At 64.8% G+C, this 21,967-nt stretch carries 19 protein-coding genes; 13 read left to right on the plus strand and 6 right to left on the minus strand.

The features are described 5' to 3' along the window. Positions 1-1,117 precede the first annotated feature (1,117 nt). Both GPA27_RS12260 and GPA27_RS12265 read left to right on the plus strand, forming a co-directional pair. Complete coding sequence (locus GPA27_RS12260; RefSeq protein WP_169140823.1) at positions 1,118-1,408, plus strand: GYD domain-containing protein; 291 nt, start codon at positions 1,118-1,120, stop codon at positions 1,406-1,408. A 263-nt stretch (positions 1,409-1,671) separates the two neighbouring features. After that, positions 1,672-2,016: a TfoX/Sxy family protein gene (locus GPA27_RS12265; RefSeq protein WP_246261059.1), complete on the plus strand. Its 345-nt coding sequence runs from the start codon at positions 1,672-1,674 to the stop codon at positions 2,014-2,016. A gap of 37 nt (positions 2,017-2,053) precedes the next feature. On the opposite strand, the gene GPA27_RS12270 is transcribed toward GPA27_RS12265, so the two are convergent. After that, positions 2,054-2,185 (minus strand): hypothetical protein, encoded by a 132-nt coding sequence (locus GPA27_RS12270; RefSeq protein ID WP_256222916.1) that lies wholly within the window; start codon positions 2,183-2,185, stop codon positions 2,054-2,056. Between the two features lie 316 nt (positions 2,186-2,501). On the opposite strand from GPA27_RS12270, the gene GPA27_RS12275 reads away from it, so the two are divergent. Then, positions 2,502-2,936 carry a CBS domain-containing protein gene (locus GPA27_RS12275; protein WP_169140837.1) on the plus strand — a complete coding sequence of 145 codons (435 nt, stop codon included), beginning with the start codon at positions 2,502-2,504 and terminating at the stop codon, positions 2,934-2,936. Positions 2,937-3,165: 229 nt separating this feature from the next. On the opposite strand, the gene GPA27_RS12280 is transcribed toward GPA27_RS12275, so the two are convergent. Then, positions 3,166-4,551 (minus strand): alanine/glycine:cation symporter family protein, encoded by a 1,386-nt coding sequence (locus GPA27_RS12280; RefSeq protein ID WP_169140839.1) that lies wholly within the window; start codon positions 4,549-4,551, stop codon positions 3,166-3,168. 40 nt (positions 4,552-4,591) lie between these two features. Next, positions 4,592-5,845, minus strand: coding sequence for a D-amino acid dehydrogenase (locus GPA27_RS12285; RefSeq protein WP_169140841.1), 1,254 nt, complete (start codon positions 5,843-5,845; stop codon positions 4,592-4,594). Positions 5,846-6,127: 282 nt separating this feature from the next. Between GPA27_RS12285 and GPA27_RS12290 the strand changes: the two genes are divergently transcribed. Continuing rightward, positions 6,128-7,657, plus strand: coding sequence for a sigma-54-dependent transcriptional regulator (locus tag GPA27_RS12290; RefSeq protein WP_169140842.1), 1,530 nt, complete (start codon positions 6,128-6,130; stop codon positions 7,655-7,657). Between the two features lie 29 nt (positions 7,658-7,686). Here the strand turns inward: GPA27_RS12290 and GPA27_RS12295 are convergent, their stop codons facing one another. Then, positions 7,687-8,610, minus strand: a complete 924-nt coding sequence (locus GPA27_RS12295) for a LysR family transcriptional regulator (RefSeq protein WP_169140843.1) — start codon at positions 8,608-8,610, stop codon at positions 7,687-7,689. A gap of 144 nt (positions 8,611-8,754) precedes the next feature. Between GPA27_RS12295 and GPA27_RS12300 the strand changes: the two genes are divergently transcribed. From GPA27_RS12300 to GPA27_RS12340, 9 genes are all read left to right on the plus strand, one after another. Continuing rightward, positions 8,755-9,855 (plus strand): alkene reductase, encoded by a 1,101-nt coding sequence (locus tag GPA27_RS12300; RefSeq protein WP_169140844.1) that lies wholly within the window; start codon positions 8,755-8,757, stop codon positions 9,853-9,855. Between the two features lie 246 nt (positions 9,856-10,101). After that, entirely contained in the window at positions 10,102-10,884 is a 783-nt protein-coding gene (locus GPA27_RS12305; RefSeq protein WP_246261061.1) for a S1 family peptidase, read from the plus strand. 107 nt (positions 10,885-10,991) lie between these two features. Then, positions 10,992-12,053: a GGDEF domain-containing protein gene (locus tag GPA27_RS12310; RefSeq protein WP_256222918.1), complete on the plus strand. Its 1,062-nt coding sequence runs from the start codon at positions 10,992-10,994 to the stop codon at positions 12,051-12,053. A gap of 176 nt (positions 12,054-12,229) precedes the next feature. Continuing rightward, a complete protein-coding gene (locus tag GPA27_RS12315) occupies positions 12,230-13,192 on the plus strand; it encodes an MBL fold metallo-hydrolase (RefSeq protein WP_169140845.1) in 963 nt (320 codons plus the stop codon). Between the two features lie 300 nt (positions 13,193-13,492). Further along, the gene (locus tag GPA27_RS12320) at positions 13,493-15,160 is read left to right on the plus strand and encodes an FAD-dependent oxidoreductase (protein ID WP_169140846.1); all 1,668 of its coding nucleotides are present in this window, start codon (positions 13,493-13,495) and stop codon (positions 15,158-15,160) included. A gap of 11 nt (positions 15,161-15,171) precedes the next feature. Beyond that, the gene (locus GPA27_RS12325) at positions 15,172-15,396 is read left to right on the plus strand and encodes a DUF2783 domain-containing protein (RefSeq protein WP_169140847.1); all 225 of its coding nucleotides are present in this window, start codon (positions 15,172-15,174) and stop codon (positions 15,394-15,396) included. A 20-nt stretch (positions 15,397-15,416) separates the two neighbouring features. After that, positions 15,417-15,962 carry a VOC family protein gene (locus GPA27_RS12330; RefSeq protein ID WP_169140848.1) on the plus strand — a complete coding sequence of 182 codons (546 nt, stop codon included), beginning with the start codon at positions 15,417-15,419 and terminating at the stop codon, positions 15,960-15,962. Further along, on the plus strand, positions 15,959-16,969 hold the full coding sequence (locus GPA27_RS12335; RefSeq protein ID WP_169140850.1) for a fumarylacetoacetate hydrolase family protein: 1,011 nt from the start codon (positions 15,959-15,961) through the stop codon (positions 16,967-16,969). Before GPA27_RS12330 ends, GPA27_RS12335 begins: the two co-directional genes overlap by 4 nt. 197 nt (positions 16,970-17,166) lie before the next feature. Next, positions 17,167-19,155 (plus strand): acetoacetate--CoA ligase, encoded by a 1,989-nt coding sequence (locus tag GPA27_RS12340; protein ID WP_169140852.1) that lies wholly within the window; start codon positions 17,167-17,169, stop codon positions 19,153-19,155. Between the two features lie 41 nt (positions 19,156-19,196). On the opposite strand, the gene GPA27_RS12345 is transcribed toward GPA27_RS12340, so the two are convergent. Continuing rightward, positions 19,197-20,198, minus strand: coding sequence for a glucokinase (locus GPA27_RS12345; RefSeq protein ID WP_169140854.1), 1,002 nt, complete (start codon positions 20,196-20,198; stop codon positions 19,197-19,199). A gap of 53 nt (positions 20,199-20,251) precedes the next feature. Next, a complete protein-coding gene (zwf, locus tag GPA27_RS12350; protein ID WP_169140856.1) occupies positions 20,252-21,712 on the minus strand; it encodes a glucose-6-phosphate dehydrogenase in 1,461 nt (486 codons plus the stop codon). Between the last annotated feature and the right edge of the window lie 255 nt (positions 21,713-21,967).

A 21,967-nucleotide genomic window follows, 5' to 3' on the forward strand; every position in this document is an offset into this window, starting at 1 on the left:
CGTGCTCCTGTCGAAGACGAGGCCGATTGCCTCATCTCCAACTTGGCAGAGCACTGCCTATAAAACCCGGGACGCCATGACCGTACGGAGCGGTTCAGCATGCCCTACCGCGCGAGCGGTTTAGTCCAAGGCCGATTATGTGGAGCTGTCGATTATGTGGAGCTGCGGGGGCGGATTGCGGCTGAGGGTAAGCAGCGAATGGGCAGGGGGTTACGCAGTGTCACTGCGAGCTCTACATAATTTCCGCGTTTGGCTGCCATCGTGCCGCCGTGTTCGCGGACGTCTAGAGGTCGCGGCGTCTCCGTTGCCAACGGCCAGCATGCCGGAAACCCCGGTCGGTTAAGGATATGACGAAGACGGAGGAAGGGGAGTTGTATCACAAAGGTCCTCCTGACTAGCGGATCAGCTCATTGCGGCGACTGTAATTATGTGTAGGACCGACCACCCGGATCCCGCTCCGTGCGTCGGTCTGGGCGTCTTCCGATCGCTTGGTCTCCATAATCGAGGCATCTACATAATCGGCCTTATGTGGAGCTCTACATAAGGCCGATGACTCGACGGACGCTGCGCATTCACGAGCGGCAGCAACATGGTCGGACCCGCCGGGCGGATGACCGGCTTGAGCAAACGAGCAAGGACTGGTCGTGGCCGTTATGGACAGCTGTGCATAACGGCCAGAACCGGTCTTCCAGCACCGTTCCGAAGCAGACATTTGATGGGCCCGCTTCACTCAGATAATCGACGGACGGGCTGCGATAGTTCAGTGACACGCAGGTTGCCGACAACCGTCGAAGTACGTTCAGCGCTGGCAAGCGACGGCGCTCAGCTCATTGAACTGCACTGGTATCGATCGACGCCGTAACGGTGAAGGACGGGCCCGCACTTACCCAATGCTTGTAGTCGCGTGAGGTGCCGACCGGCCGCGTTTGTCGGCCCCGAACCCACACTATCCACTACGGCTTTAACCCCCACGTGTAACACACGAGCGCCTGCGCAGGCGGAGGGCGATTCATTATTTCGCTAGCAATCGACGGCGTACGGTCTACGTTAGAGGAGGCGAAGGTCAGTGGGCACCGAACCCAGGGCGACGCCAAACCCCGCACAGAGGAGAAAGAAAATGGCCACCTTTGTTACGCTCGTAAATTTCACTGACCAAGGCATCCGGGCAGTCAAGCAATCTCCTGATCGCTTTGAGGCCTTTAGGGGCTTGATTGAGAAGATGGGGGGCAGCGTCAAAGCAGCATGGTGGACAGTCGGGAGCCACGACATGGTGGTGGTCTGCGAGGGCAGCGAGGAGATGGCCACGGCAGCGCTTCTTACAGTTGGCTCGCTCGGAAACGTGCGCACCCAGACGCTTCGCGCATTTGACGAGACAGAGATGCGCCGCATCATCGGCCTGATGCCGTAACCCGCAATCTCGCTCGGGGAAGCCGCTAGAGAGCCGAGACGACGAATGTCTCTTGAGGGTCGGGTCCGGCTGTAGCTCGACGTGACAAGCGGTCAATGAGCTCCCTCAGCGCCTGAACGGCAGGTGACCGTCGGCGCATTCTGAAAATATCGGGCCCGCTTGATTGCATCGGACCATGACATGATTCGCTTGCAGTCCCGCCGGATCTGGCGTATCACACGACGTTATTCAGCCGTTCTTTTATGACACTCGACGGAGATCCCTTGAATACTTGCGTACCAAATGCGAGCCGAAAGTCGCAAATCGATGAAGTTCTTCTTAAGCTTCCTGGCGTCAGGGCGAAGAAGATCAGTGGACTTGACGCCTACTTTGTTGACGACAAGATGTTCGCCTGCATAAGCGGCAACGGCGTCGGACTGCGCGTGCCTGCCGCCACCGCGATCGAGTTGCAGTTCTCAAGGGGCGACGTCGTCCCATTTCAACCCGGTGGCATGGCAAGTTCGAGGGAATGGATTCAAATCGACCGGGCCGACGCGGCAGACTACGAGCAGGATATTGAACTGTTCCGCGCCTCACTTGAGTTCGTGAAGGGCGCGCGGACGCGGTAATTTCCCGGCCCCGCAGGGGGTAGCGGCGTTCGACAGCTCAGCTGCCCAGGTACTGCGACGCGAGGCAACCGCCGGCGGTGGCTAGATTGCCACGCGCAATGAAGGGCTCGTTGAGCACCGTGACATCGGCTTGCTCGACCCAGTGGGATACCCGACCGAGCGCACTCATTTGGCGCCTGATGCCTCGTCGCATCCCGATACTGGTGCAGAGAGCAGCAACCCGAAAGTGCTGAGGTAACGCATAGCGCTGTTTTAACTGGGTTTTCTGGTCCGTGCTACAAAGGTCTGGAACTTGCATGATTTCTGCCGAGCGTCGATTGCCGCAAGGGCCGATATCAGGTGCTCAAGGAACAACACCTTGCGGTCAGCGCTCGTTAGCGACGTCATTCGGCCCGGGCCGACACCCTGTTCATCGGGTTCGTGTGCCGGACCGGCTCGCAGGAAGACCCGTTCGTCTTCATCCTTCGATCGAGAGGAGACATGCCATGCCCTACCGCCCCATTCACCAAGTCATTGGTCAGCGCCCATTCCCCACGGTCGCACCAGGCAGCACGATTCGAAATTCATCGATCATCATGCGGGAGATGAAATCCTCGGCAGTTCTGGTGGTGGGAAAGGGGAAGTTGCTCGGTATCCTCACCGAGCGGGACATCGTGTTCCGGGTCGTCGCCATGGGCCTCGATCCGGCGGCGACGTCGGTCGAGACCATCATGACGACGCAGGTGCAGACGATCCACGAGGACAAGCCGTTCGGCCACGCCTTGCATCTGATGTATGAAGGCGGGTTCCGCCACATGCCGGTCGTGGACGACAGGGGGACGCCGGTCGGATTGCTCGCCGCCCATGATGCGCTCGACATGGATGGTCTGCAGCTGGAGCACGATCTGGTTCGCCGCGAGGAGATCGCGGTCATTCTCTGAAGCTTGGCATGCAGGCGCGCGGATCAAGTGCGAGACGCGGCGGACCGATCGGGACATGCATCCGCAGTCAGCATCTGCGCAAGATCCGGCGTCTGCGCTTTCATTGCCTTCAATTACACGTGGCCGAAGGTCCTGCCCGCTTTCGTCATCGGGATTGCGCGGAGCGCGAGGCTCCGCCGCGTGGCGCCGATGACGAAAGGGTCGGGTTGGATAGCGTTGAACCGGGACCTTAGCGAGACACCTCGCCGGCCACCGCCCGGCCGACCGGAATACGACGCTCGGCAAAGTAGTCCTGCGTCAGTTTTGCGACGATCGGCGACAGAAGCAGCAGGGAGATCAGGTTCGGGATCGCCATGAAGGCATTCAGCGTGTCGGCGACCAGCCACACGAAGTCGAGCTGCGTCACGGCGCCAACCAGCACGAAGATCGTCCACAGCACGCGGTAGGGCTTTTCGACCGACGTGCCGACCAGGTATTCCCAGCACTTCTCGCCGTAGTACGCCCAGCCGAGGATGGTGGTGAAGGCGAAGATCGCCAGCGCGATGGCCAGGAACTGGCCGCCAAAGCCCGGGAACGCGGTGACGAAGGCGCTCGAACTCAGCGCCGCGCCCTTGAGGCCGCTGCTCCAGACGCCGGTCACGATCACCACCAGGCCGGTCATGGTGCACACGATGATGGTATCGATGAAGGTGCCCATCATGCCCACCAGGCCGGACTCGACTGGGTTCTTGGTCTGGCCGGCCGCCTGCGCGATGCCCGCGGTGCCGAGGCCGGCTTCGTTCGAGAAGATGCCGCGCGCCACGCCGTAACGCATCGCCATCATCACCGCAGCACCGGCGAAACCGCCCGTTGCCGCCGCGGGGCTGAAGGCGCTCGAAAGGATCAGCGAAAAGGCCGCGGGAATCTGGTCGGCATAGATGCCGAGCACCGTCAGCGATGCGACGACATAACCGATGCACATGAACGGCACCAGTTTTTCCGCCACCGCGCCGATGCGCTTGACTCCACCGAGCAGCACGCCGCCGGTGAATACCGCCATCACGACACCGGACACCCACGGATCGATGCCGAAACCGGCTTCCAGCGCACCGGCGATGCTGTTCGACTGGACCATGTTGCCGATGCCGAAGCCGGCGAGGCCACCGAACAGCGCGAACGCCGCGCCGAGCCAGCGCCAGTGGCGGCCGAGTCCGTTCTTGATCGCGTACATCGGCCCGCCGACCTGCTCGCCGTGGTCGTCGGTTTCGCGGTAATGCACCGCAAGCAGCACCTCGGCATATTTGGTGGCCATGCCGACGAGCGCGGTCATCCACATCCAGAACATCGCGCCCGGCCCACCGACGGCGATGGCGGTGGCGACGCCGGCGATATTGCCGGTCCCGACCGTTGCCGCCAGCGCGGTCATCAGCGCGGCGTAGGGCGTGATTTCGCCGGGTGCGCCGGGCGCCGCCTTGCGTCCGCGCCAGACCATGACGAAGCCGGCGATGATCTTGGTCACCGGCATGAACTTGAGGCGCAATTGCAGGAACAGGCCGGTACCGAGGATCGCGATCAGCATCGGCGGGCCCCACACGAGGTCATTGATCGCCGTGACGAACTGCGTAAGTGTTTCCATGGGTTGTCTCCGTTGTATGTGTTTAGAGGAACTGCGTGGATCAGGCGTAGCGGGCGATGCCGAGGTCGTCGATGTTGATTTCCGGGTTGCGGCCGCCGACCAGGTCGGCCATGACGCGGCCGGTGCCGGCGGCCATGGTCCAGCCGAGCGTTCCGTGGCCGGTGCTGAGGTACAGATTGGGGTAGGGCGTCTTGCCGATGATCGGCGTGCCGTCGGGCGTCATCGGCCGCAGTCCGTTCCAGAATTCGGCCTGGGCGATGTCGCCGCCTTTGGGGAAGAGGTCGCCCACCACGAACTCCAGCGTGCGGCGACGGGGCGCGTCCAGCTGCAGGTCGAAGCCCGACAGCTGCGCTGTGCCGCCGACCCGGATGCGATCGCCCAGGCGCGTGATGGCGACCTTGTGGGTCTCGTCCATGATGGTGGATTCGGGCGCCATCGCCGCATCGCCGATCGGCACCGTGATCGAGTAGCCCTTGACCGGGTAGACCGGGATGTCGATGCCGATCGGCTTGAGCAACTGCGGCGAGTAGCTGCCCAGGGCGAGGATGTACTTGTCCGCGGTGAGCACGCCGGCGTCGGTGCGCACGCCGGTGATGCGATCACCCGCGCGCTCGATGCCGCGAATATTCACGCCGAAGCGAAATTTCGCGCCGAGGGATTCGGCCATCGTGGCGAGGTTCTGGGTGAACTTGAAGCAGTCGCCGGTTTCGTCGCCCGGCAGGCGCAGCGCGCCGACGAACTTGTCCTTGACCAGCGCCAGCGCCGGCTCGTACTCGAGATAGGCGTTCCCTTCCAGCACCTGGAACGGCACGCCGTACTGCTTGAGGATCTCGACGTCCTTGCCGACCCCGTCGAGCTGCTTCTGCGTGCGGAACAGCTGCAGCGTGCCGTGGCTGCGCTCGTCGTAGCGGATGCCGGTGTCGGTGCGCAGTTCCTTGAGACAATCGCGGCTGTACTCGGCGAGCCGTACCATGCGGCTCTTGTTCACGCGGTAGCGCGCCTCCGTGCAGTTGCGCAGCATCGACATGCCCCAGCGCCACATCGCGGGGTCAAGCATCGGCTTGATGACCAGCGGGCTGTGATGCATCAGCATCCACTTGATCGCCTTCAGCGGCACGCCGGGGCCTGCCCACGGTGCCGAATAACCGGGGGAGACTTCGCCGGCGTTGGCGTAGCTGGTCTCCAGTGCCGGCCCCGGCTGCCGATCGACCACGCTGACCTCATGCCCGGCTCGGGCGAGGTAGTAGGCGATGGTGGTCCCGATGACACCACTGCCGAGTACGAGGACATGCATGCCACTTCTCCTTGATTTTTGTCCGTGGTCCTGCGCGGCGGAAGCGACGTGACCAGACTGGATTCAAGGCGGGTTTAGCAACGCCTGTGCCACTATGGAAAGTGCCAATAAAACAGATGGTTATTCGAAGAGCTGCAGCCCGTGCAGTTTTTGTTGTACGTAAATCAATACGCGGAACGCCGGACATGGCCCCGTTGTTGATGGAATTGAGTTTGCGATCAATGGCTTGTACTTTGTGTATTATTATCGATACATTGGAACGATATCGATACAGGAGGCCGCATGCGCATTGCCATCGACTTTGACGACCGCGTTGGCATTGCCCATGAAATCCTGGCCGAGCTCGCGCGGCGCTCGCTCAATGTCACGGCCGTCGAGGTCGATCCGCCGTACATCCACATCGAGGCACCGGCGCTGGAGCAAGCCGGACTCATCAAGTTGCGCAGCCAGTTGCTGCAGATTGCCGGCGTCCGCACCGTGGATGTCGTCGCCATGCTCCCCGGCGCGCAACGTCGCCTTTATCTGGAGGCCCTGCTGGCCTCGCAGGCCGATCCGGTATTTGCGGTCGATGCCAGCGGCCGCGTGATCATCGCCAACGGCGCCGCCGTCACGGCTAGCGGAATGTCGGAAGCCGAATTGCGGGCAAGCTCGATGCAGCAACTGATCGGCGATCCGGGACTGCTGGACGCGATGGTCGACGGGGGTTACCACCTGCCGGTACGCGAAATCGAGATCAACGGCGAACCCTATATGCTGGAGACCTTGCCCCTGCACGAAACGAGCGGACGCGTAGCGGGGGCCGTGATGACCCTGCACGCCCCCACGCGCATGGGCGAACGCCTGAGCGCGCTGCAGAATTACGACGCGGGCGGTTTCGAAGCCATCCTCGGCAATTCACCTGAAATCGATCTGCTCAAGCAGCGCGCGGCGCGCATGGCGCTCGTCGATGCGCCGCTGCTGATTACCGGCGAAACCGGCACGGGCAAGGAACTTCTCGCGCATGCGTGCCATGCCGGCAGCACGCGCAGCGCCGAGCCCTTCTTTGCGCTGAACTGCGCCGCGCTGCCCGAGAACCTTGCCGAGAGCGAGCTGTTCGGCTATTCGCCGGGCGCCTTCACCGGTGCGCTGCGCGGCGGCAAACCCGGCCTGCTCGAACTGGCGGACGGGGGCACGGTGTTTCTCGACGAGATCGGCGAGATGTCGCCCTACCTGCAGGCCAAGCTGCTGCGCTTTCTCAATGACGGCAGCTTCCGGCGGGTGGGCGGCGACCGTGAAGTCAAAGTGAATGTACGCATTATCAGCGCCACCCACCGCGCGCTCGAAGACATGGTGGCCGGCGGTCATTTTCGTCAGGATCTGCTGTTTCGCCTGAATGTGCTGACGCTGCATATGCCGCCGCTGCGCGAGCGACCGGGCGATATCCTCCCGCTGGCCCAGTTCTTCCTCGCACGCGCCTGCGCGCAGGCGGCGCGTCCCCTGATGCGCCTGTCGTCGGCCGCGTGCGCCGCCTTGCTCGCGAGTCCCTGGCCCGGCAACGTACGACAGCTTCAGAACGTGATCTTCCGCGCCGTGACGATGTCGGAACGGCTCGTGATCGGCGCAGACGAACTGGAACTCGCGCAAGCGGCAAACCCCGCCGGGCGAGACATGACGGGGGAAGTTGCGACGCTCGAACAGGCTGTCGCCGACTTCGAGAAGAACCTGTTGCAGCGCCTGTATGGCGATTTCCCGTCCACCCGGCGACTGGCCAAACGGCTTGGCGCCTCGCACTCGGCGATTGCCACCCGCCTGCGCCGCTACGGCATCTGCTGATGCGGCTGCAATGCCCGGGTATCCGTCGTCTACGCGTCGGCGGTCAGCATCTGCGCAATGTCCGGATCGCGGCTGAACGCTTCCGAAAAGTAGTTCACGAAACTGTTCACCTTCAGCGACGGCCGCCGCGCCGGCTGGAAGACGACGTTCAGCGGCAGCGAAGGCGCGCGGTAGCGGGTGAGGATGGGTTTGACGCGCCCGGCGCGCAGGTCGTCGCCGAACACCCAGATTGGCGAATAGCTGATGCCGAGCCCTTCGCAGACGGCCTGGCGGATGGCTTCGGAGCTGTTGGACTGGAAGTTGCCGTCGACGCGGACGACGTGGGATAGGCCGGCGGAGTCGCGATAGGACCATTCGTTGATGGCCGTGAGGCCGGTGTAGATGATGCAGTTGTGGCGGGGCAGCTCGTCGAGGTGTTGCGGTTCGCCGTGCCGCTCCAGGTAGGCGGGCGAGGCGAGCGTCGCGCGGTGGGCGGAGCCGATGCGACGGGCGACGAGGCGGCTGTCCTTGAGTTCGCCGACGCGGAAGGCGACGTCGATGCCGGCGGCGACCAGATCGACGAAGCCGTCGTCGAGTTGCAGGTGGACCTTGATCTTCGGATGGCGCGCATAGAAGGACGCCAGGCGGGGCACGATGTGCAGGCGCCCGAATGCGACGGGGGCGGCGACGCGCAGGACGCCGGAGATCTCGTGCTCGGCACGGTGCACCTCGAGCTGCGCTTCCTCCAGGGTGTCGAGCACCTGTCGGCAGCGCTCGTAATAGAGTTGCCCTGCTTCGGTAAGCGAATGGCTGCGCGAGGAGCGCACGAGGAGGGGCGCGCCGACGAGTTTTTCGAGGGCCTGCACCTGCTTGCTGACGGCCGACTGCGTGGTGTGCGCTTCGCGCGCGACGGCCGAGAAGTTGCCGGTCTCGACGACGCGGACGAAGGTTTCCATCAGGCGCATGCGATCCATCGCGGTTCCAGATTATTCCTGTGTGGAATAGATGCTATCACCGATTCGGGCTACTCCCGTGGATCAGGCATGGACATAATCGCCCCAAGTCGATCAGGTGACTGATCCCGTTCCCGATTGCGATTCACGAAGGAAGCCCGACCCATGACCATTACCCGCAAGCTCTTCCAGCCCGCCCGCATCGGCGACATCGAGGTCGCCAACCGCGTCGTGATGGCGCCGCTGACGCGCAGCCGCGCCGACGAGGCCGCCGGCGACATTCCCGGCAGCGCGATGAACGTCGCGTACTACCGCCAGCGCAGCAATGCGGGCCTGATCATCAGCGAAGGCACGCAGGTGTCGCCGGTAGGCAAGGGCTACATGGCGACGCCGGGCATCTACTCGGATGCCCAGGTCGAGGGCTGGAAGGCGATCACGCAGGCGGTGCATGCGGCCGGCTCGAAGATCGTCGCGCAGATCTGGCATGTCGGGCGCGTCACGCACCCGGACCTCACGGGTGGTGTCCAGCCGGTCGCCCCGTCGGCAGTGAAGCCCAAGGTCGTGGCCTATACGCACAACGGCAAGGTCGAGGTGCCGGAGCCGCGTGCGTTGAGCGTCGAGGAGATCGGCGAGGTCGTGCAGGAGTTCCGGCGTGCCGCCGCAAACGCGATCCGCGCGGGCTTCGACGGCGTAGAGATTCACGGCGCCAACGGCTATCTGGTCGACCAGTTCCTGCGCGATGGCGCGAACCGGCGCACCGACCAGTACGGCGGTTCGGTGGAGAACCGTGCCCGCTTCGCGCTCGAAGTGATCGACGCGGTGATCGCAGAGATCGGGGCGGGCCGCGTCGGTATCCGCCTGTCGCCGGTCACCCCCGCGAACGACCTGTCGGACAGCAATCCGCAGGCGGTGTTCGGCCATCTCGTCGAGGAGCTGAACAAGCGCGGCATCGCGTTCATCCACTTCGTGGAAGGCGCCACCGGCGGTCCGCGCGACGTACCCGGCTTTGACTTTGCATGGGCACGCCGGACGTTCAAGGGCACCTACATCGCCAACAACGGCTACGACGGTGCGATGGCGGTCGAGGCCGTGGAATCGGGCCGGGCCGATGCGGTGGCCTTCGGCCGGCTGTTCATCGCGAATCCGGACCTGGTGCCGCGCCTGAAGCGCAATGCGCCGCTCAACGCGCCGAACCCCAAGACCTTCTACGCGCCCGGACCGGAAGGCTATATCGACTACCCGGCGCTGGAGGAGGTCGCGGCGTAACCTCTCCCTCGGGACGAATCCGGAAAGGATGCAAGCGCATGGCGGGAAGACGCAGCACTTCCCGCCATCAAGCGCTGGATTGCAGCCGGATTCCCCCGCATTCATGCCGTTGGCGGGGAAACTCGGCAGCCCTGCGGGCCGCACGGTGGTAATCTGCCCGTAGCCTTTGCGGTACCAGCACATCGCGGAACGCGTGGTTCGGTTCGATCGCACTTATCCCGTGCGCGCGAGTGTGAGGAAGATCCATTGTCGCGGCCGGATTCCGCCCGGTCACGCACCCATCACGACGCGCCGCGAATGATCGAATCCCTTCTCCTGACGACCGTGCGGATCGTCACCTTCGATCGCCTGCGGCAACTGACCAACGCCAGCGGATTCTTCTTCGAGCACGATCAGCGCCTCTTCCTCGTCACGAGCGGGCATGTGCTGTTCGACAAGCCTGCCCGGCACTTCCCGGACCGGATCGAACTGGAGCTGCACAACAACCCGGACAACCTCGCGGAATCGACGGGGTTTTCGATACCCCTTTATCGCGATGGCCAGAGCCTGTGGCGCCAGGGTTTCGATGCGGCGGGCGGCATCGACGTGGCGGTCGTCGAGATCGATCGCGGGGCGCTGCCCGCGACGACCGTTTATCGCGCCTTCACATCTGCGCATCTGCCGGGGAGCCTCGATCACGTTGAAATCGGCACCTCGCTGCTGATCGTAGGCTTTCCGCTCGGCTTTCACGACACCTGGCACCACATGCCGGTAGTGCGTCAGGCGGTGGTGGCATCGTCGTTCGGATTGCGTTTCCAGGGCGAGGGCTATTTCCTTACGGATGCGCGCACGCACCGTGGCACCAGCGGTGCGCCGGTGGTCATGCGCGTGGCCAATCCGCCGCCGAGCTATGGCGATCTGCCGTGGATGCTGCTCGGTGTGCATTCGGCGCGGCTCGATGTTGGCACGCGCGATCTCCAGCTGGACGAGGCGCTGGGCCTGAATTGCGCCTGGTACCCCGATATTCTGCTAACGTTGGTCATGTCCTGACTGGTCGCAGGCCCAGGCGGCGCGTCCGTGCCGGCCTGTGCCGCTCGACGCCGCGGGGCAATCACGGAGGGAGAACTGCGATGGCTCAGGGACCGGCGGAGAGCTCCGTGGTGCTGCGACGCCTGCTTGCCCTTGCGCGTGATTTCCTGCAGGCCCCCGATCTGAGGGGAATCCTCGACCTGGCGGGGAGGGCGATCCCCGACCTTCTGCATTCGGACGGGAGCCTCCTGGTCGTGCATGACGGCGAGCGCGAGTTCGTCTCGGAGTTCGGCCGTCACCATCGGCCCATGCCCACGCCGGAAGCCTCTGCGTTGCTGCGCCATGCGCGACGCGCCATGTCCGACCGCACGCCTATCCTGCTGCCCGAGATTGCGGGGGATTCGGGCATGCGTGAGGACGAACTCACTGCGCTGGGCATCGCGAGCCTGATTGCATACCCGTTCCCGCCGGTCAGGCCCGTGGGGGCGCTGGTGTCGATGTGGTATCGGCAGGGGTCCCGGAAGGAGCTCGCACGCCTGATTCCGACCCTTCGCCTGCTCGGCGAGATCACGGGAGCGGCAATCGGCAATGTCAGCTCGCGGAAGTTGCTCGAGGAACGGATCGTTACAAAGGCGAGCGAGATTGAAGAGGCCGCCCGCCTGCACGCGGTCGAGTTGCAGAGGCGGGATTCCGTGGAAGAGGAAATCCACAGGATCTCGGTGACGGACATGATGACCGGCCTCCTGAACCGCCGGGGATTCTTCCTGCACGCCGAACGCAGTTACAAGCTTGCCCGCCGCCAGCAGGTTCCAAGCGTCCTTGTTTTCATCGATATCGATGGCTTGAAGGGGATCAACGACGCATATGGCCACGATGTCGGCGACAGTCTCATCGAGGACATGGCGCACATACTGCAGCAATGCTTTCGCGACGCCGACGTGGTTGCCCGTATCGGTGGCGACGAGTTTGCCGTGTTCACGATCGATGCGTCGCAGCCGGACGTGCTCCTGGCGCGGATGCACAAGAGCCTCGCCGACCATACGCTGCGACCGGATTGTCCCTACCGGATCTCGTTCAGCACCGGCATCGTGCAGTGTGACCCGTCATCCGAACTGAGCCTCTCCGACCATCTTCAGCGGGCGGACCAGTTGATGTATGCCGAGAAACGGAAGCGATTATCCGAGAGCTGAAGCGCCGATCGAGGCGAGTGCGTGATGGGCGGTCGCGCATTCACACATTGAACAGCAGCAGCCAGAGCCGACCGTGTCGGGGTTTTGGAATTTGTGAATAGCAAATCAGTTGCGTATAGACGAATTTATGTCTAGGATTCATATCGTCCACCCATCCCGACAGAGACCCCAAAATCATGACCACCAAGAAATTCGCCTCGCAGGCCGACCTCGAAGAAAAGAAGATCAGCTGGGACAAGCTTTCCGACAACGCCTACGCCTATACGGCCGAAGGCGACCCCAACACCGGCGTGATCATCGGTGACGATGGCGTGATGATCATCGACGCCACCGCCACGCCGGTCGCGGCGCAGGGCGTGATCGCCAAGGTGCGCGAGATCACCGACAAGCCGATCAAGTACGTCGTGCTGACGCACTACCACGCGGTGCGCGTGCTCGGTGCCTCCGGCTACAAGTCCGAAGGGCTCGAGCAGATCATCGCCAGCCGCGACACATACGACCTGATCGTCGAGCGCGGCCAGCAGGACATGGATTCCGAGATCGGCCGCTTCCCGCGCCTGTTTCAAGCGGTCGAGAGCGTCCCCGGGCTGACCTGGCCGACGATCACCTTCGAAGGCGAGATGACCCTGTGGATGGGCAAGCTCGAAGTGAAGATCAAGCAGATCGGCCGCGGCCACACCAAGGGCGACACCATCGTCTACCTGCCGTCGCAGAACATCTGTTTCTCCGGCGACCTCGTCGAGGCCGACGCGGCCTGCTACACCGGCGACGCCTACCTCGCCGACTGGCCGCAGACGCTCGACAACCTCGCCGCGATGAAATTCGACAAGCTGGTCCCGGGCCGCGGCCCGGCGCTGATCGGCCGCGAGGCGGTCGACTCGGGCCTCGCCTACACCCGCGACTTCGTGTCGACGCTGTATCGCAGCGCACAGGAGGCGGTCGGGCAGGGCATGGACCTGAAGGCGACGATGGCGCACACGCGCAAGAACATGGACCCGAAGTTCGGGCAAGTCTTCATCTATGAGCACTGCCTGCCCTTCGACGTGACGCGCGCGCACGACGAGGCGAGCGGCATCCGCGACCCGCGCATCTGGACGGCCGAGCGCGACCGGCAGATGTGGCATTCGCTGCAGGAGTGACCGTGTGGTGGTGTTGAGCCGGCGTCATATGACGTGTGCTCGGGCACGTTCTTCCTCCCCCTTCAAGGGGGAGGTTAGGAGGGGGATGGGTTTCTGCGGCGTCTGCTTAACCCATCCCCACCCCAACCCTCCCCTTGAAGGGGAGGGAGTAACCGTGCAGTACTCATGCTGACATCACGTAATTGCCACCCCGGCTGAGCAATCAGCCGATCAGCGTCGCGCCCTCACGGGCGCCGGACTCCGGGCCCTCGCACGCCAAGAGGCAGGCCCGGAGACGTGAAACAAACGGAGGAGACACCCGTGCTTAGCACGTTCCAATACCCGAAGTTCGACTACGTCCGCCCGCCGGAGATCGCCGAAGCGCGTGACGGGCACTATCCGGTGGTGATTGTCGGTGCCGGTCCCGTCGGCCTGACTGCCGCGATCGACCTTGCCCAGCAGGGGCAGCGCGTGCTGCTCCTCGACAACGACGACACGGTGTCCATAGGCTCGCGCGGCGTGTGCTACGCGAAGCGCACCCTTGAAGTTCTCGACCGCCTCGGTTGTGCCGAAGAGATGGTGCAGAAGGGTGTGTCGTGGAACGTCGGTCGCACCTTCTTCCGCGAGGAGGAGGTGTTCAACTTCAACCTGTGCCCCGAGCCGGACCATCATCGGCCGGGCATGATCAACCTCCAGCAGTACTACCTGGAAGACGACCTGATCAAGCGCGCGCGCCTGCTGCCGAACCTCGAGATCCGCTTCAGGAACAACGTGATCGGGGTGACCCCTGACGCGGAGAAGGCGACCTTGCGTGTCGAGACGCCGGACGGCGCCTACACGCTGTCCGCCGACTGGCTGATCGTCGCCGACGGCGCGCGCAGCCCGATCCGCACGATGCTGGGACTCGACATCGACGGCAAGATCTTCATGGACCGCTTCCTGATCGCCGACGTCGTGATGAAGGCGGAGTTCCCGACCGAGCGCTGGTTCTGGTTCGACCCGCCGTTCCACCGCAATCAGTCGGTGCTGCTGCATCGCCAGGCCGACAACGTCTTCCGCATCGACTTCCAGCTCGGCTGGAACGTCGATCCGGAGGAAGAGAAGAAGCCCGAGAACGTGATCCCGCGCATCAAGGCGATGCTTGGCGATGATCGGGAATTCGAGCTCGAGTGGGTCAGCGTTTACACCTTCCAGTGTCGCCGCATGAACCGCTTCAACCACGGCCGCGTCCTCTTCGTCGGCGATGCGGCGCACCAGGTCTCGCCCTTCGGCGCGCGGGGCGCCAACTCCGGCATTCAGGATACCGATAACCTGGTGTGGAAGCTGAAGCTGGTGATGGACGGAAAGGCGCCGGCGACGCTGCTCGACACCTACTCGGACGAGCGCTGCTACGCCGCCGACGAGAACATCATGAACTCGACGCGCTCGACGGACTTCATCACGCCGAAGAGTGCCGTCAGCAAGACCTTCCGCAACGCGGTGCTGGGGCTCGCCGAGCAGTTCCCGTTCGCCCGCGCGCTGGTCAACTCCGGCCGACTGTCGGTGCCGAGCTTCCTTGCCGATTCGCGCCTGAACACGGCCGATTCGGACGTGTTCGCCGGCAACATGATTCCCGGTGCGCCGATGGACGACGCGCCGGTCGCGATGGCCGACGGCACGCAATGGTTGCTCGGCGCGGCCGGCAACTGCTTCCAGTTGCTGCACTACATCCCCGATGCGGGGGCGCTGGATGCGGCGAGCGCGCAGGCGCTGCGCAGCCTTATCGACGCGCCGATTCCGGTCGAGGCGATCGTCGTCGCCGAACGCGGCACCGCGCCCGCCGGCCTGAAGACGCTGATCGATGCGAAGGGACGCGTGCGCGAGCGTTACGACCTGCGCGAAGGCACGAGCTACCTCGTCCGTCCCGACCAGCACGTCGCCGCGCGCTGGCGCGCGCTCGACCTCGCCCAGGTGCGTGCCGCCGTCGCGCGCGCCACCTGCAACGCCTGATGGAGACCGCCATGGCCCTCAACACGCAACCGAACCTGCATGAACCCGGCAAGCGCCACTTCCGCGCCTTCTCGCCCGGCGACGACTTCTACGAAGCGCTGATCGCGACGCACCGCGACCTGACGGACGAGCAGAGCGCGATGGTGAATGCGCGCCTGATCCTGCTGCTCGCGAACCACATCGGCGACATCTCGGTGCTGCGCGAGGCGATGCAGATCGCGCGCGAAGGCGCCTGAGAACGAATACGGAGACAAGAATGCTGATCCAGAAAATCCACCACGTAGCCTACCGCTGCCACGATGCACTCGAAACCGCACGCTGGTATGAGAAGCATCTCGGCATGAAGCTGATCCTGTCGATCGCCGAGGACGCCGTGCCCTCCACCGGTGAGGCCGACCCCTACATGCACATCTTCCTCGATGCGGGCATGGGCAACGTGCTCGCCTTCTTCGAGCTGCCGACCCGCCCGAAGATGGGCCGCGACGAGAACACTCCGGCGTGGACGCAGCACCTCGCGCTGCAGGTCGAGTCGGTCGAGGTGCTGATGGCGGCCAAGGCACGCCTCGAAGCGGAGGGAATCGACGTGATCGGGCCGACCGACCACGCGCTGTTCCTGTCGATCTACTTCTTCGACCCAAACGGCCACCGCCTGGAACTCGCCGCGAACACCGCGTCGCCGAAGATGCTCGAGGCGCTCGACGACGTGAAGTGGGAGATGCTCGAAGAGTGGGCGCAGACCAAGAAGGCGCCGAAGCACGCGGCGTGGATGCACGACGGCAGCTACAAGGAGATGTTCAAGTGAAGCTCGCGACCCTCAAGCAAGGTGGCCGCGACGGCACGCTCGTCGTCGTCAGCCGCGACCTGACCCGCTGCCGCGCCGTGCCGGCGATCGCCCGCACGCTGCAGGCCGCGCTCGACAACTGGTTCGACTGCGAGCCGCAACTGCGCCAGGTGTACGAAGCGCTCAACAGCGGGGCCGTCGATACGCAGCCCTTCGACGAGGCCGCCTGCCACTCGCCGCTGCCGCGCGCCTACCAGTGGGCGGACGGTTCAGCCTACCTCAACCACGTCGAGCTCGTGCGCAAGGCGCGCAATTCCGAAGTGCCCGAGAGTTTCTACTCGGACCCGCTGATGTACCAGGGCGGTTCGGACAGCTTCATCGGCCCGCGCGACAAGGTCGTCGCCGACGAGAGCTGGGGTATCGACTTCGAGGCCGAGGTGACGGTCGTGACCGGCGACGTGCCGATGGGCGCGACGCCCGAACAGGCGGCGAAGGCGATCCGCCTCGTGATGCTGGTGAACGACGTCAGCCTGCGCGGCCTGATCCCGAACGAACTGGCCAAGGGCTTCGGCTTCTTCCAGTCCAAGCCCGCGTCGGCGTTCTCGCCGGTCGCCGTGACGCCCGACGAGTTGGGCGACGCGTGGCGTGACGCGAAGGTGCACCTGCCGCTCGTCGTGCACCTCAACGACCGGCTCTTCGGCAAGCCGAACGCAGGCGTCGACGCGACCTTCAACTTCGGCCAGCTCATCGCGCACGTCGCGAAGACGCGCGAGCTCGAGGCGGGGTCGATCATCGGCTCCGGCACCGTTTCGAACAAAGCCGGCGACCTGTGGGGCTCGTCGATCGAGCACGGTGGCGTCGGCTACTGCTGCCTCGCCGAAGTGCGCACCTGGGAGACGATCGAGCAGGGCAAGCCGGCAACGCCCTTCATGCGCGACGGCGACACCGTGCGCATCGAGATGTTCGACGCCGACGGCCACAGCATCTTCGGCCGCATCGAAAACACCGTCGCTGCGCTCGCCGGCTGAACGGCGCAGCACATCGCCCGGAAGCTCTGCGCAGAATGGGGTAGAGCAGCATGTGCACATGAATCCCAGCGGTCGTTCGCGCGCCGACCACTGCGCGCGGGTGCTATGCGTGATGCCCAAGGGATAGAATGGGGCTGCAAACAGGGCCGGGCGAATCCCGCCGCCCGGATCCCCGCCGAGACGACATGGAGCTCCCTATGACCGACAACAACCTTGTACCGCTCTGGACGCCTTCCGCCGATCGCATCGCCGCCGCCAACGTCACTGCCTTCCGCCTTGCGGCCGAGAAGCGCTGGGGCGTGTCGCTGCCCGACTACGATGCGCTCTACGACTGGTCGATTGCCGCGCCCGAACAGTTCTGGGTCAGCGTCTGGGAGGGTGACAAAACCGGTGCTGGCGTGATCGGCGAGCGCGGCGAGCGCGTCTCGGTCGACGGCGAGCGCATGCCCGGTGCCAAGTGGTTCCCCGACGCGCGCCTCAATTTCGCGAAGAACCTGCTACGTTCGCGCGATGCGAAGGACGCGCTCGTCTTCTGGGGCGAGGACCACGTGCTGAATCGCATGACTCACGGCGAGCTGTATCGCGCCGTCGCCCACTTCGTCGCCGCGTTGCGCGAGATGGGCGTGCAGAAGGGCGACCGCGTCGCCGCCTACATGCCGAACATGCCCGAGACGGTGATCGCGATGCTGGCAGCGGCGAGCATCGGTGCGGTGTTCACGTCCGCGTCGCCGGATTTCGGCGTGCAGGGCGTGGTCGATCGCTTCGGCCAGACGGCGCCCAAGGTGCTGGTTGCCTGCGACGGCTACTTCTACGGCGGCAAGACCATCGACGTGCTTGGCAAGCTCGGCGACATCGTGCGCCAGTTGCCATCGGTGAAGCATGTGGTTGTCGTGCCCTATGTGCACGCCGAGCACGATCTGAAGGACATTCCGCACGCGCACATGTGGGCGGAGTTCATCGCGCCGTTCCATTTCGTCGACGACATCGCCTTCGAGCAGCTTCCCTTCGATCATCCGCTCTACATCATGTACTCGTCGGGCACGACGGGCGTGCCCAAGTGCATCGTGCATTGCGCGGGCGGGACGTTGCTGCAGCACCTGAAGGAGCATCGCCTGCATGCCGACGTGAAGCCGGGCGACCGCCTGTTCTACTTCACGACCTGCGGCTGGATGATGTGGAACTGGCTCGTGTCCGGCCTCGCGGCCGGCGCGTCGCTGCTGCTTTATGACGGCTCGCCGTTCGCGTCCGACAACCAGATCCTCTTCGACTACGCCGACGCCGAGCACATGACGCATTTCGGAACCTCGGCGAAGTTCATCGACGCCGCCGCGAAGTTCGGCATGAAGCCGCGCGAGACGCACAGCCTCGCCACCGTGCGCGCGATGATGAGCACCGGCAGTCCGCTGATGCCGGAAGGTTTCGACTACGTCTACCGCGACATCAAGGCCGACCTGCAACTGTCGTCGATCTCGGGCGGCACCGACATCATCTCGTGTTTCGTGCTCGGCTCGCCGGTGCTGCCGGTGTGGCGTGGCGAGATTCAGTGCCGCGGGCTGGGCATGGCGGTGGACGTGTGGGACGACGCGGGCCGGCCGTTGCGCGGGGAGAAAGGCGAGCTCGTGTGCACGAAGCCTTTTCCGGTGATGCCGATCGGCTTCTGGGGCGACGACGACGGGGCCAAGTACCACGCGGCCTACTTCGATCGCTTCCCCAACGTCTGGTGTCACGGCGATTTCTGCGAGATCACCGGGCACGGCGGGCTGGTCATCCACGGCCGTTCGGACGCGACCCTGAATCCGGGCGGCGTGCGCATCGGCACCGCCGAGATCTACCGTCAGGTCGAGCGCCTGCCGGAAGTGGTCGAGTCGCTCGTGATCGGCCAGGACTGGCCGCCGCAGAATCCGAACGACGTGCGCGTGGTGCTGTTCGTCAGGCTGCGCGAGGGGCTGACGCTCGACGACGCGCTGGTCGCGCGCATCAGGCAGACGATCCGCGACAACACCACGCCGCGCCACGTGCCGGCCAAGGTGCTGCAGGTTGCGGACATTCCGCGCACGAAGAGCGGCAAGATCGTCGAACTCGCCGTGCGCAACGTCGTGCATGGCCGGGCGGTGAAGAACCAGGAGGCGCTCGCGAATCCGGAGGCGCTGGCCTTCTTCCGCGACCGGAGCGAGTTGGCGGAGTAGGCAGTTGGCGGCGGGATTTCATCCCGCCTCTGCGGCCTCGCTCAGGTCCCCTGGCGAGGCGTGCCCGCACCGGCCGCGCGCTCGAGCGCACGCGCGGCCCCGGTCAGGCCGGGGTAGGGGGCGTGGATGACCCAGGTCGGGATCTGCGCGAGGTAGTCGCTGAAGCGCCCCTTCTGTTCGAAGCGTTGGCGGAAGCGCGAGCGCGCGAAGTAGGCGCCCAGCTTCGGCACGATGCCGCCGCCGATGTAGATTCCGCCGCGAGCGCCGAGCGTCAGCGCGAGGTCCGCCGCGACGGTGCCGAGCAGCGCGCAGAACGTGTCCACAGCGCTCGCGCACAGCGCTGAGCTGCCGTCGAGCGCACGCTGGCTAATCTCGGCTGCCGACAGCGCGGACGCGGGCTGGCCCGTGACGGCGGCTTCGGCTTCGTACAACGTGACCAGGCCCGGGCCAGACAGCACGCGCTCGGCGGAGACGTGCGGATGCCGCTCCGCGAGCCAGGCGATGATCGCAGCCTCGTGCGCATCGGAGGCGGCGAGCGTCACGTGGCCGCCTTCGCCTTCGAGCGGCACGTAATCCCGGCCGCAGGGTACGAGTCCCGATACGCCGAGCCCGGTGCCGGCGCCGAGCAGACCGATGGCGCGTCCGGCGAGCGGGGCGCCGCCGCCGACCTGTTCGAGTTCGGAATCGCGCAGCGCCGGTAGCGCGAGCGCCAGCGCCGTGAAGTCGTTGATGACCTCCAGGTGGGCAAGATCGAGCCGGGTCTGCAGATCGTGGATCGAGAAGGCCCAGTGATGGTTCGTCATCTTCACGAAATCGCCGTCGATCGGGTTCGCGATGCCGAAGGCGCACCAGCGTGGGCGTGGAAGTCCGGCGGTCGCGAGGTAGTGTTCGATCGCCTCGGCCGGGCCGGGAAAATCCGCGCACGGCAGGGTGCGCATCGCTTCCATGTCCTGTCCCGGCGCGCGGATCAACGCGAAGCGCGCGTTGGTGCCGCCGATGTCGCCGACGAGGCGGGGGTAGGAATCCGGGTGAGCGGAAAGCATCGGGTGTTCCTTGATTCGGTTCGTTGCGGGTGGGGTGGCCTTAGGGATGAGGCTCAGATTTCCTCGTGCCAGCACAGACCGTCACGCGAAAGTAGCGCGCTCGACGCGGACGGCCCCCAGGTGCCCGCGGTGTAGGGCTTGGGTCGCTCGCCGGACTGCTCCCAGCCGGCTAGGATGGGCTCGACCCAGCGCCAGGCGGCTTCCTGTTCGTCGCGGCGCACGAAGAGCGTCAGGTTGCCGCGCATCACGTCCATCAGCAGGCGCTCGTAGGCTTCCAGCCGGCGGCTGCGGAAGGCTTCGGCGAAGTCGAGGTTCAGGCGCACGGGGTGCAACTGCATGACGTCGCCGGGCTGCTTGGCGAGGAGGTGCAGGTCGACCGTCTCCTCCGGCTGCATGCGGATCACCATGCGGTTGGCGTGCATTGGCGAGGACGGCACGCCGAAGATCGAGTGCGGCACCGAGCGGAAGTTGATGACGATCTCCGCGACCTTCTCCTGCATGCGCTTGCCGGTGCGCAGGAAGAAGGGCACGCCGGCCCAGCGCCACGTGTTGATCTCGGCCTTCAGCGCGACGAAGGTCTCGGTGCGGCTGTCGGCGGCAATGCCGGGTTCTTCGAGGTAGCCTGGCACCGGCTGGCCGCTGCTAGCGCCGGCGCGGTACTGGCCGCGCACGCTGCGGGTTGCGACGTCGCCAAGGGTGAAGGGACGCAGCGCGCGCAGGATCTTGAGCTTCTCGTCGCGCACGGCGTCGGGGTTGATCGAGGCCGGTGGTTCCATCGCGACGATGCACAGCAACTGCAGCAGGTGGTTCTGCACCATGTCGCGCATCGCGCCGACGCGGTCGTAGAAGTCGCCGCGCAATTCGACTCCGACCTGTTCGGCGACGGTGATCTGCACGTCGCGCACCCACTCGCGCCGCCACAGCGGTTCGAACAGCGCATTGCCAAAGCGCAGCGCCAGCAGGTTCTGCACCGGCTCCTTACCGAGATAGTGATCGATGCGGTAGATCTGCTCTTCGCCGAAATGCCGGCCGACTTCGTCGTTGATCTGTCGCGATGAGGCGAGGTCGTGCCCGAGCGGTTTTTCGAGGACGACGCGGCTGTCGGGCGCGACGAGGCCGGTGGCGTCGAGGTTCCGGCAGATCGACGAGAACAGGCCGGGTGCGGTGGATAGATAGAAGACGCGCTGGCCGTCGGGACGTTGGCCCAGGCATTCGGCGAGCGTCGCGAAGCTGTCCGACTGCAGCGCATCGACGCATGCGTAGGCGAGGCGCTCCGCGAAGGTCTCCCAGTGGTCGGCGCGGAAGTCGCGGCCGAGGAAGCGCTGCGCCTGTTCGCGCGAAAACTCGCGATAGCCGTCGTCGTCGAGGCTGTCGCGCGCAACGCCGATGATGCGCGCCTCGGGCGCGAGCAAGCCGTCGCCGTGCAGGTGGTACAGGGCGGGCAGGAGCTTGCGCATCGCCAGGTCGCCGGTGCCGCCGACGATGACCAGATCGAGGGGACGGGGTGTAGACATGAAGACCTCTTCGCAGTATCCGCCGGAAAGGCGTCTTTCGACTTATGATGTAATGGAACTACAAAAAACGCAAGTAGAAAGATGCGCCGTGGTGGGAGGGGTTTCTTGGCGGATAGGATGTTGCGAGTGCGTTATGAAAGCTGTTATGGATTGGGTCAAGTCAGTGTAAATAGGCAGTATTGGCATGATGCGGTGCAGTACGACGATGGTTGATAAGGCGGAGTTTGTTATCCGGGCACAAAAATGTTTGCGTTT

Origin of the sequence: Aromatoleum toluolicum (assembly GCF_012911005.2) — a bacterium.
Classification (GTDB): domain Bacteria; phylum Pseudomonadota; class Gammaproteobacteria; order Burkholderiales; family Rhodocyclaceae; genus Aromatoleum; species Aromatoleum toluolicum.

Excerpts from the sequence above, each read along its gene's own strand:
- GPA27_RS12260 (WP_169140823.1), top strand. The coding sequence starts at position 1,118 with ATGGCCACCTTTGTTACGCTCGTAAATTTCACTGACCAAGGCATCCGG.
- GPA27_RS12270 (WP_256222916.1), bottom strand. The coding sequence starts at position 2,185 with ATGAGTGCGCTCGGTCGGGTATCCCACTGGGTCGAGCAAGCCGATGTC.
- GPA27_RS12275 (WP_169140837.1), top strand. The coding sequence starts at position 2,502 with ATGCCCTACCGCCCCATTCACCAAGTCATTGGTCAGCGCCCATTCCCC.
- GPA27_RS12280 (WP_169140839.1), bottom strand. The coding sequence starts at position 4,551 with ATGGAAACACTTACGCAGTTCGTCACGGCGATCAATGACCTCGTGTGG.
- GPA27_RS12285 (WP_169140841.1), bottom strand. The coding sequence starts at position 5,845 with ATGCATGTCCTCGTACTCGGCAGTGGTGTCATCGGGACCACCATCGCC.
- GPA27_RS12290 (WP_169140842.1), top strand. The coding sequence starts at position 6,128 with ATGCGCATTGCCATCGACTTTGACGACCGCGTTGGCATTGCCCATGAA.
- GPA27_RS12295 (WP_169140843.1), bottom strand. The coding sequence starts at position 8,610 with ATGGATCGCATGCGCCTGATGGAAACCTTCGTCCGCGTCGTCGAGACC.
- GPA27_RS12300 (WP_169140844.1), top strand. The coding sequence starts at position 8,755 with ATGACCATTACCCGCAAGCTCTTCCAGCCCGCCCGCATCGGCGACATC.
- GPA27_RS12315 (WP_169140845.1), top strand. The coding sequence starts at position 12,230 with ATGACCACCAAGAAATTCGCCTCGCAGGCCGACCTCGAAGAAAAGAAG.
- GPA27_RS12325 (WP_169140847.1), top strand. The coding sequence starts at position 15,172 with ATGGCCCTCAACACGCAACCGAACCTGCATGAACCCGGCAAGCGCCAC.
- GPA27_RS12330 (WP_169140848.1), top strand. The coding sequence starts at position 15,417 with ATGCTGATCCAGAAAATCCACCACGTAGCCTACCGCTGCCACGATGCA.
- GPA27_RS12340 (WP_169140852.1), top strand. The coding sequence starts at position 17,167 with ATGACCGACAACAACCTTGTACCGCTCTGGACGCCTTCCGCCGATCGC.
- GPA27_RS12345 (WP_169140854.1), bottom strand. The coding sequence starts at position 20,198 with ATGCTTTCCGCTCACCCGGATTCCTACCCCCGCCTCGTCGGCGACATC.
- zwf (WP_169140856.1), bottom strand. The coding sequence starts at position 21,712 with ATGTCTACACCCCGTCCCCTCGATCTGGTCATCGTCGGCGGCACCGGC.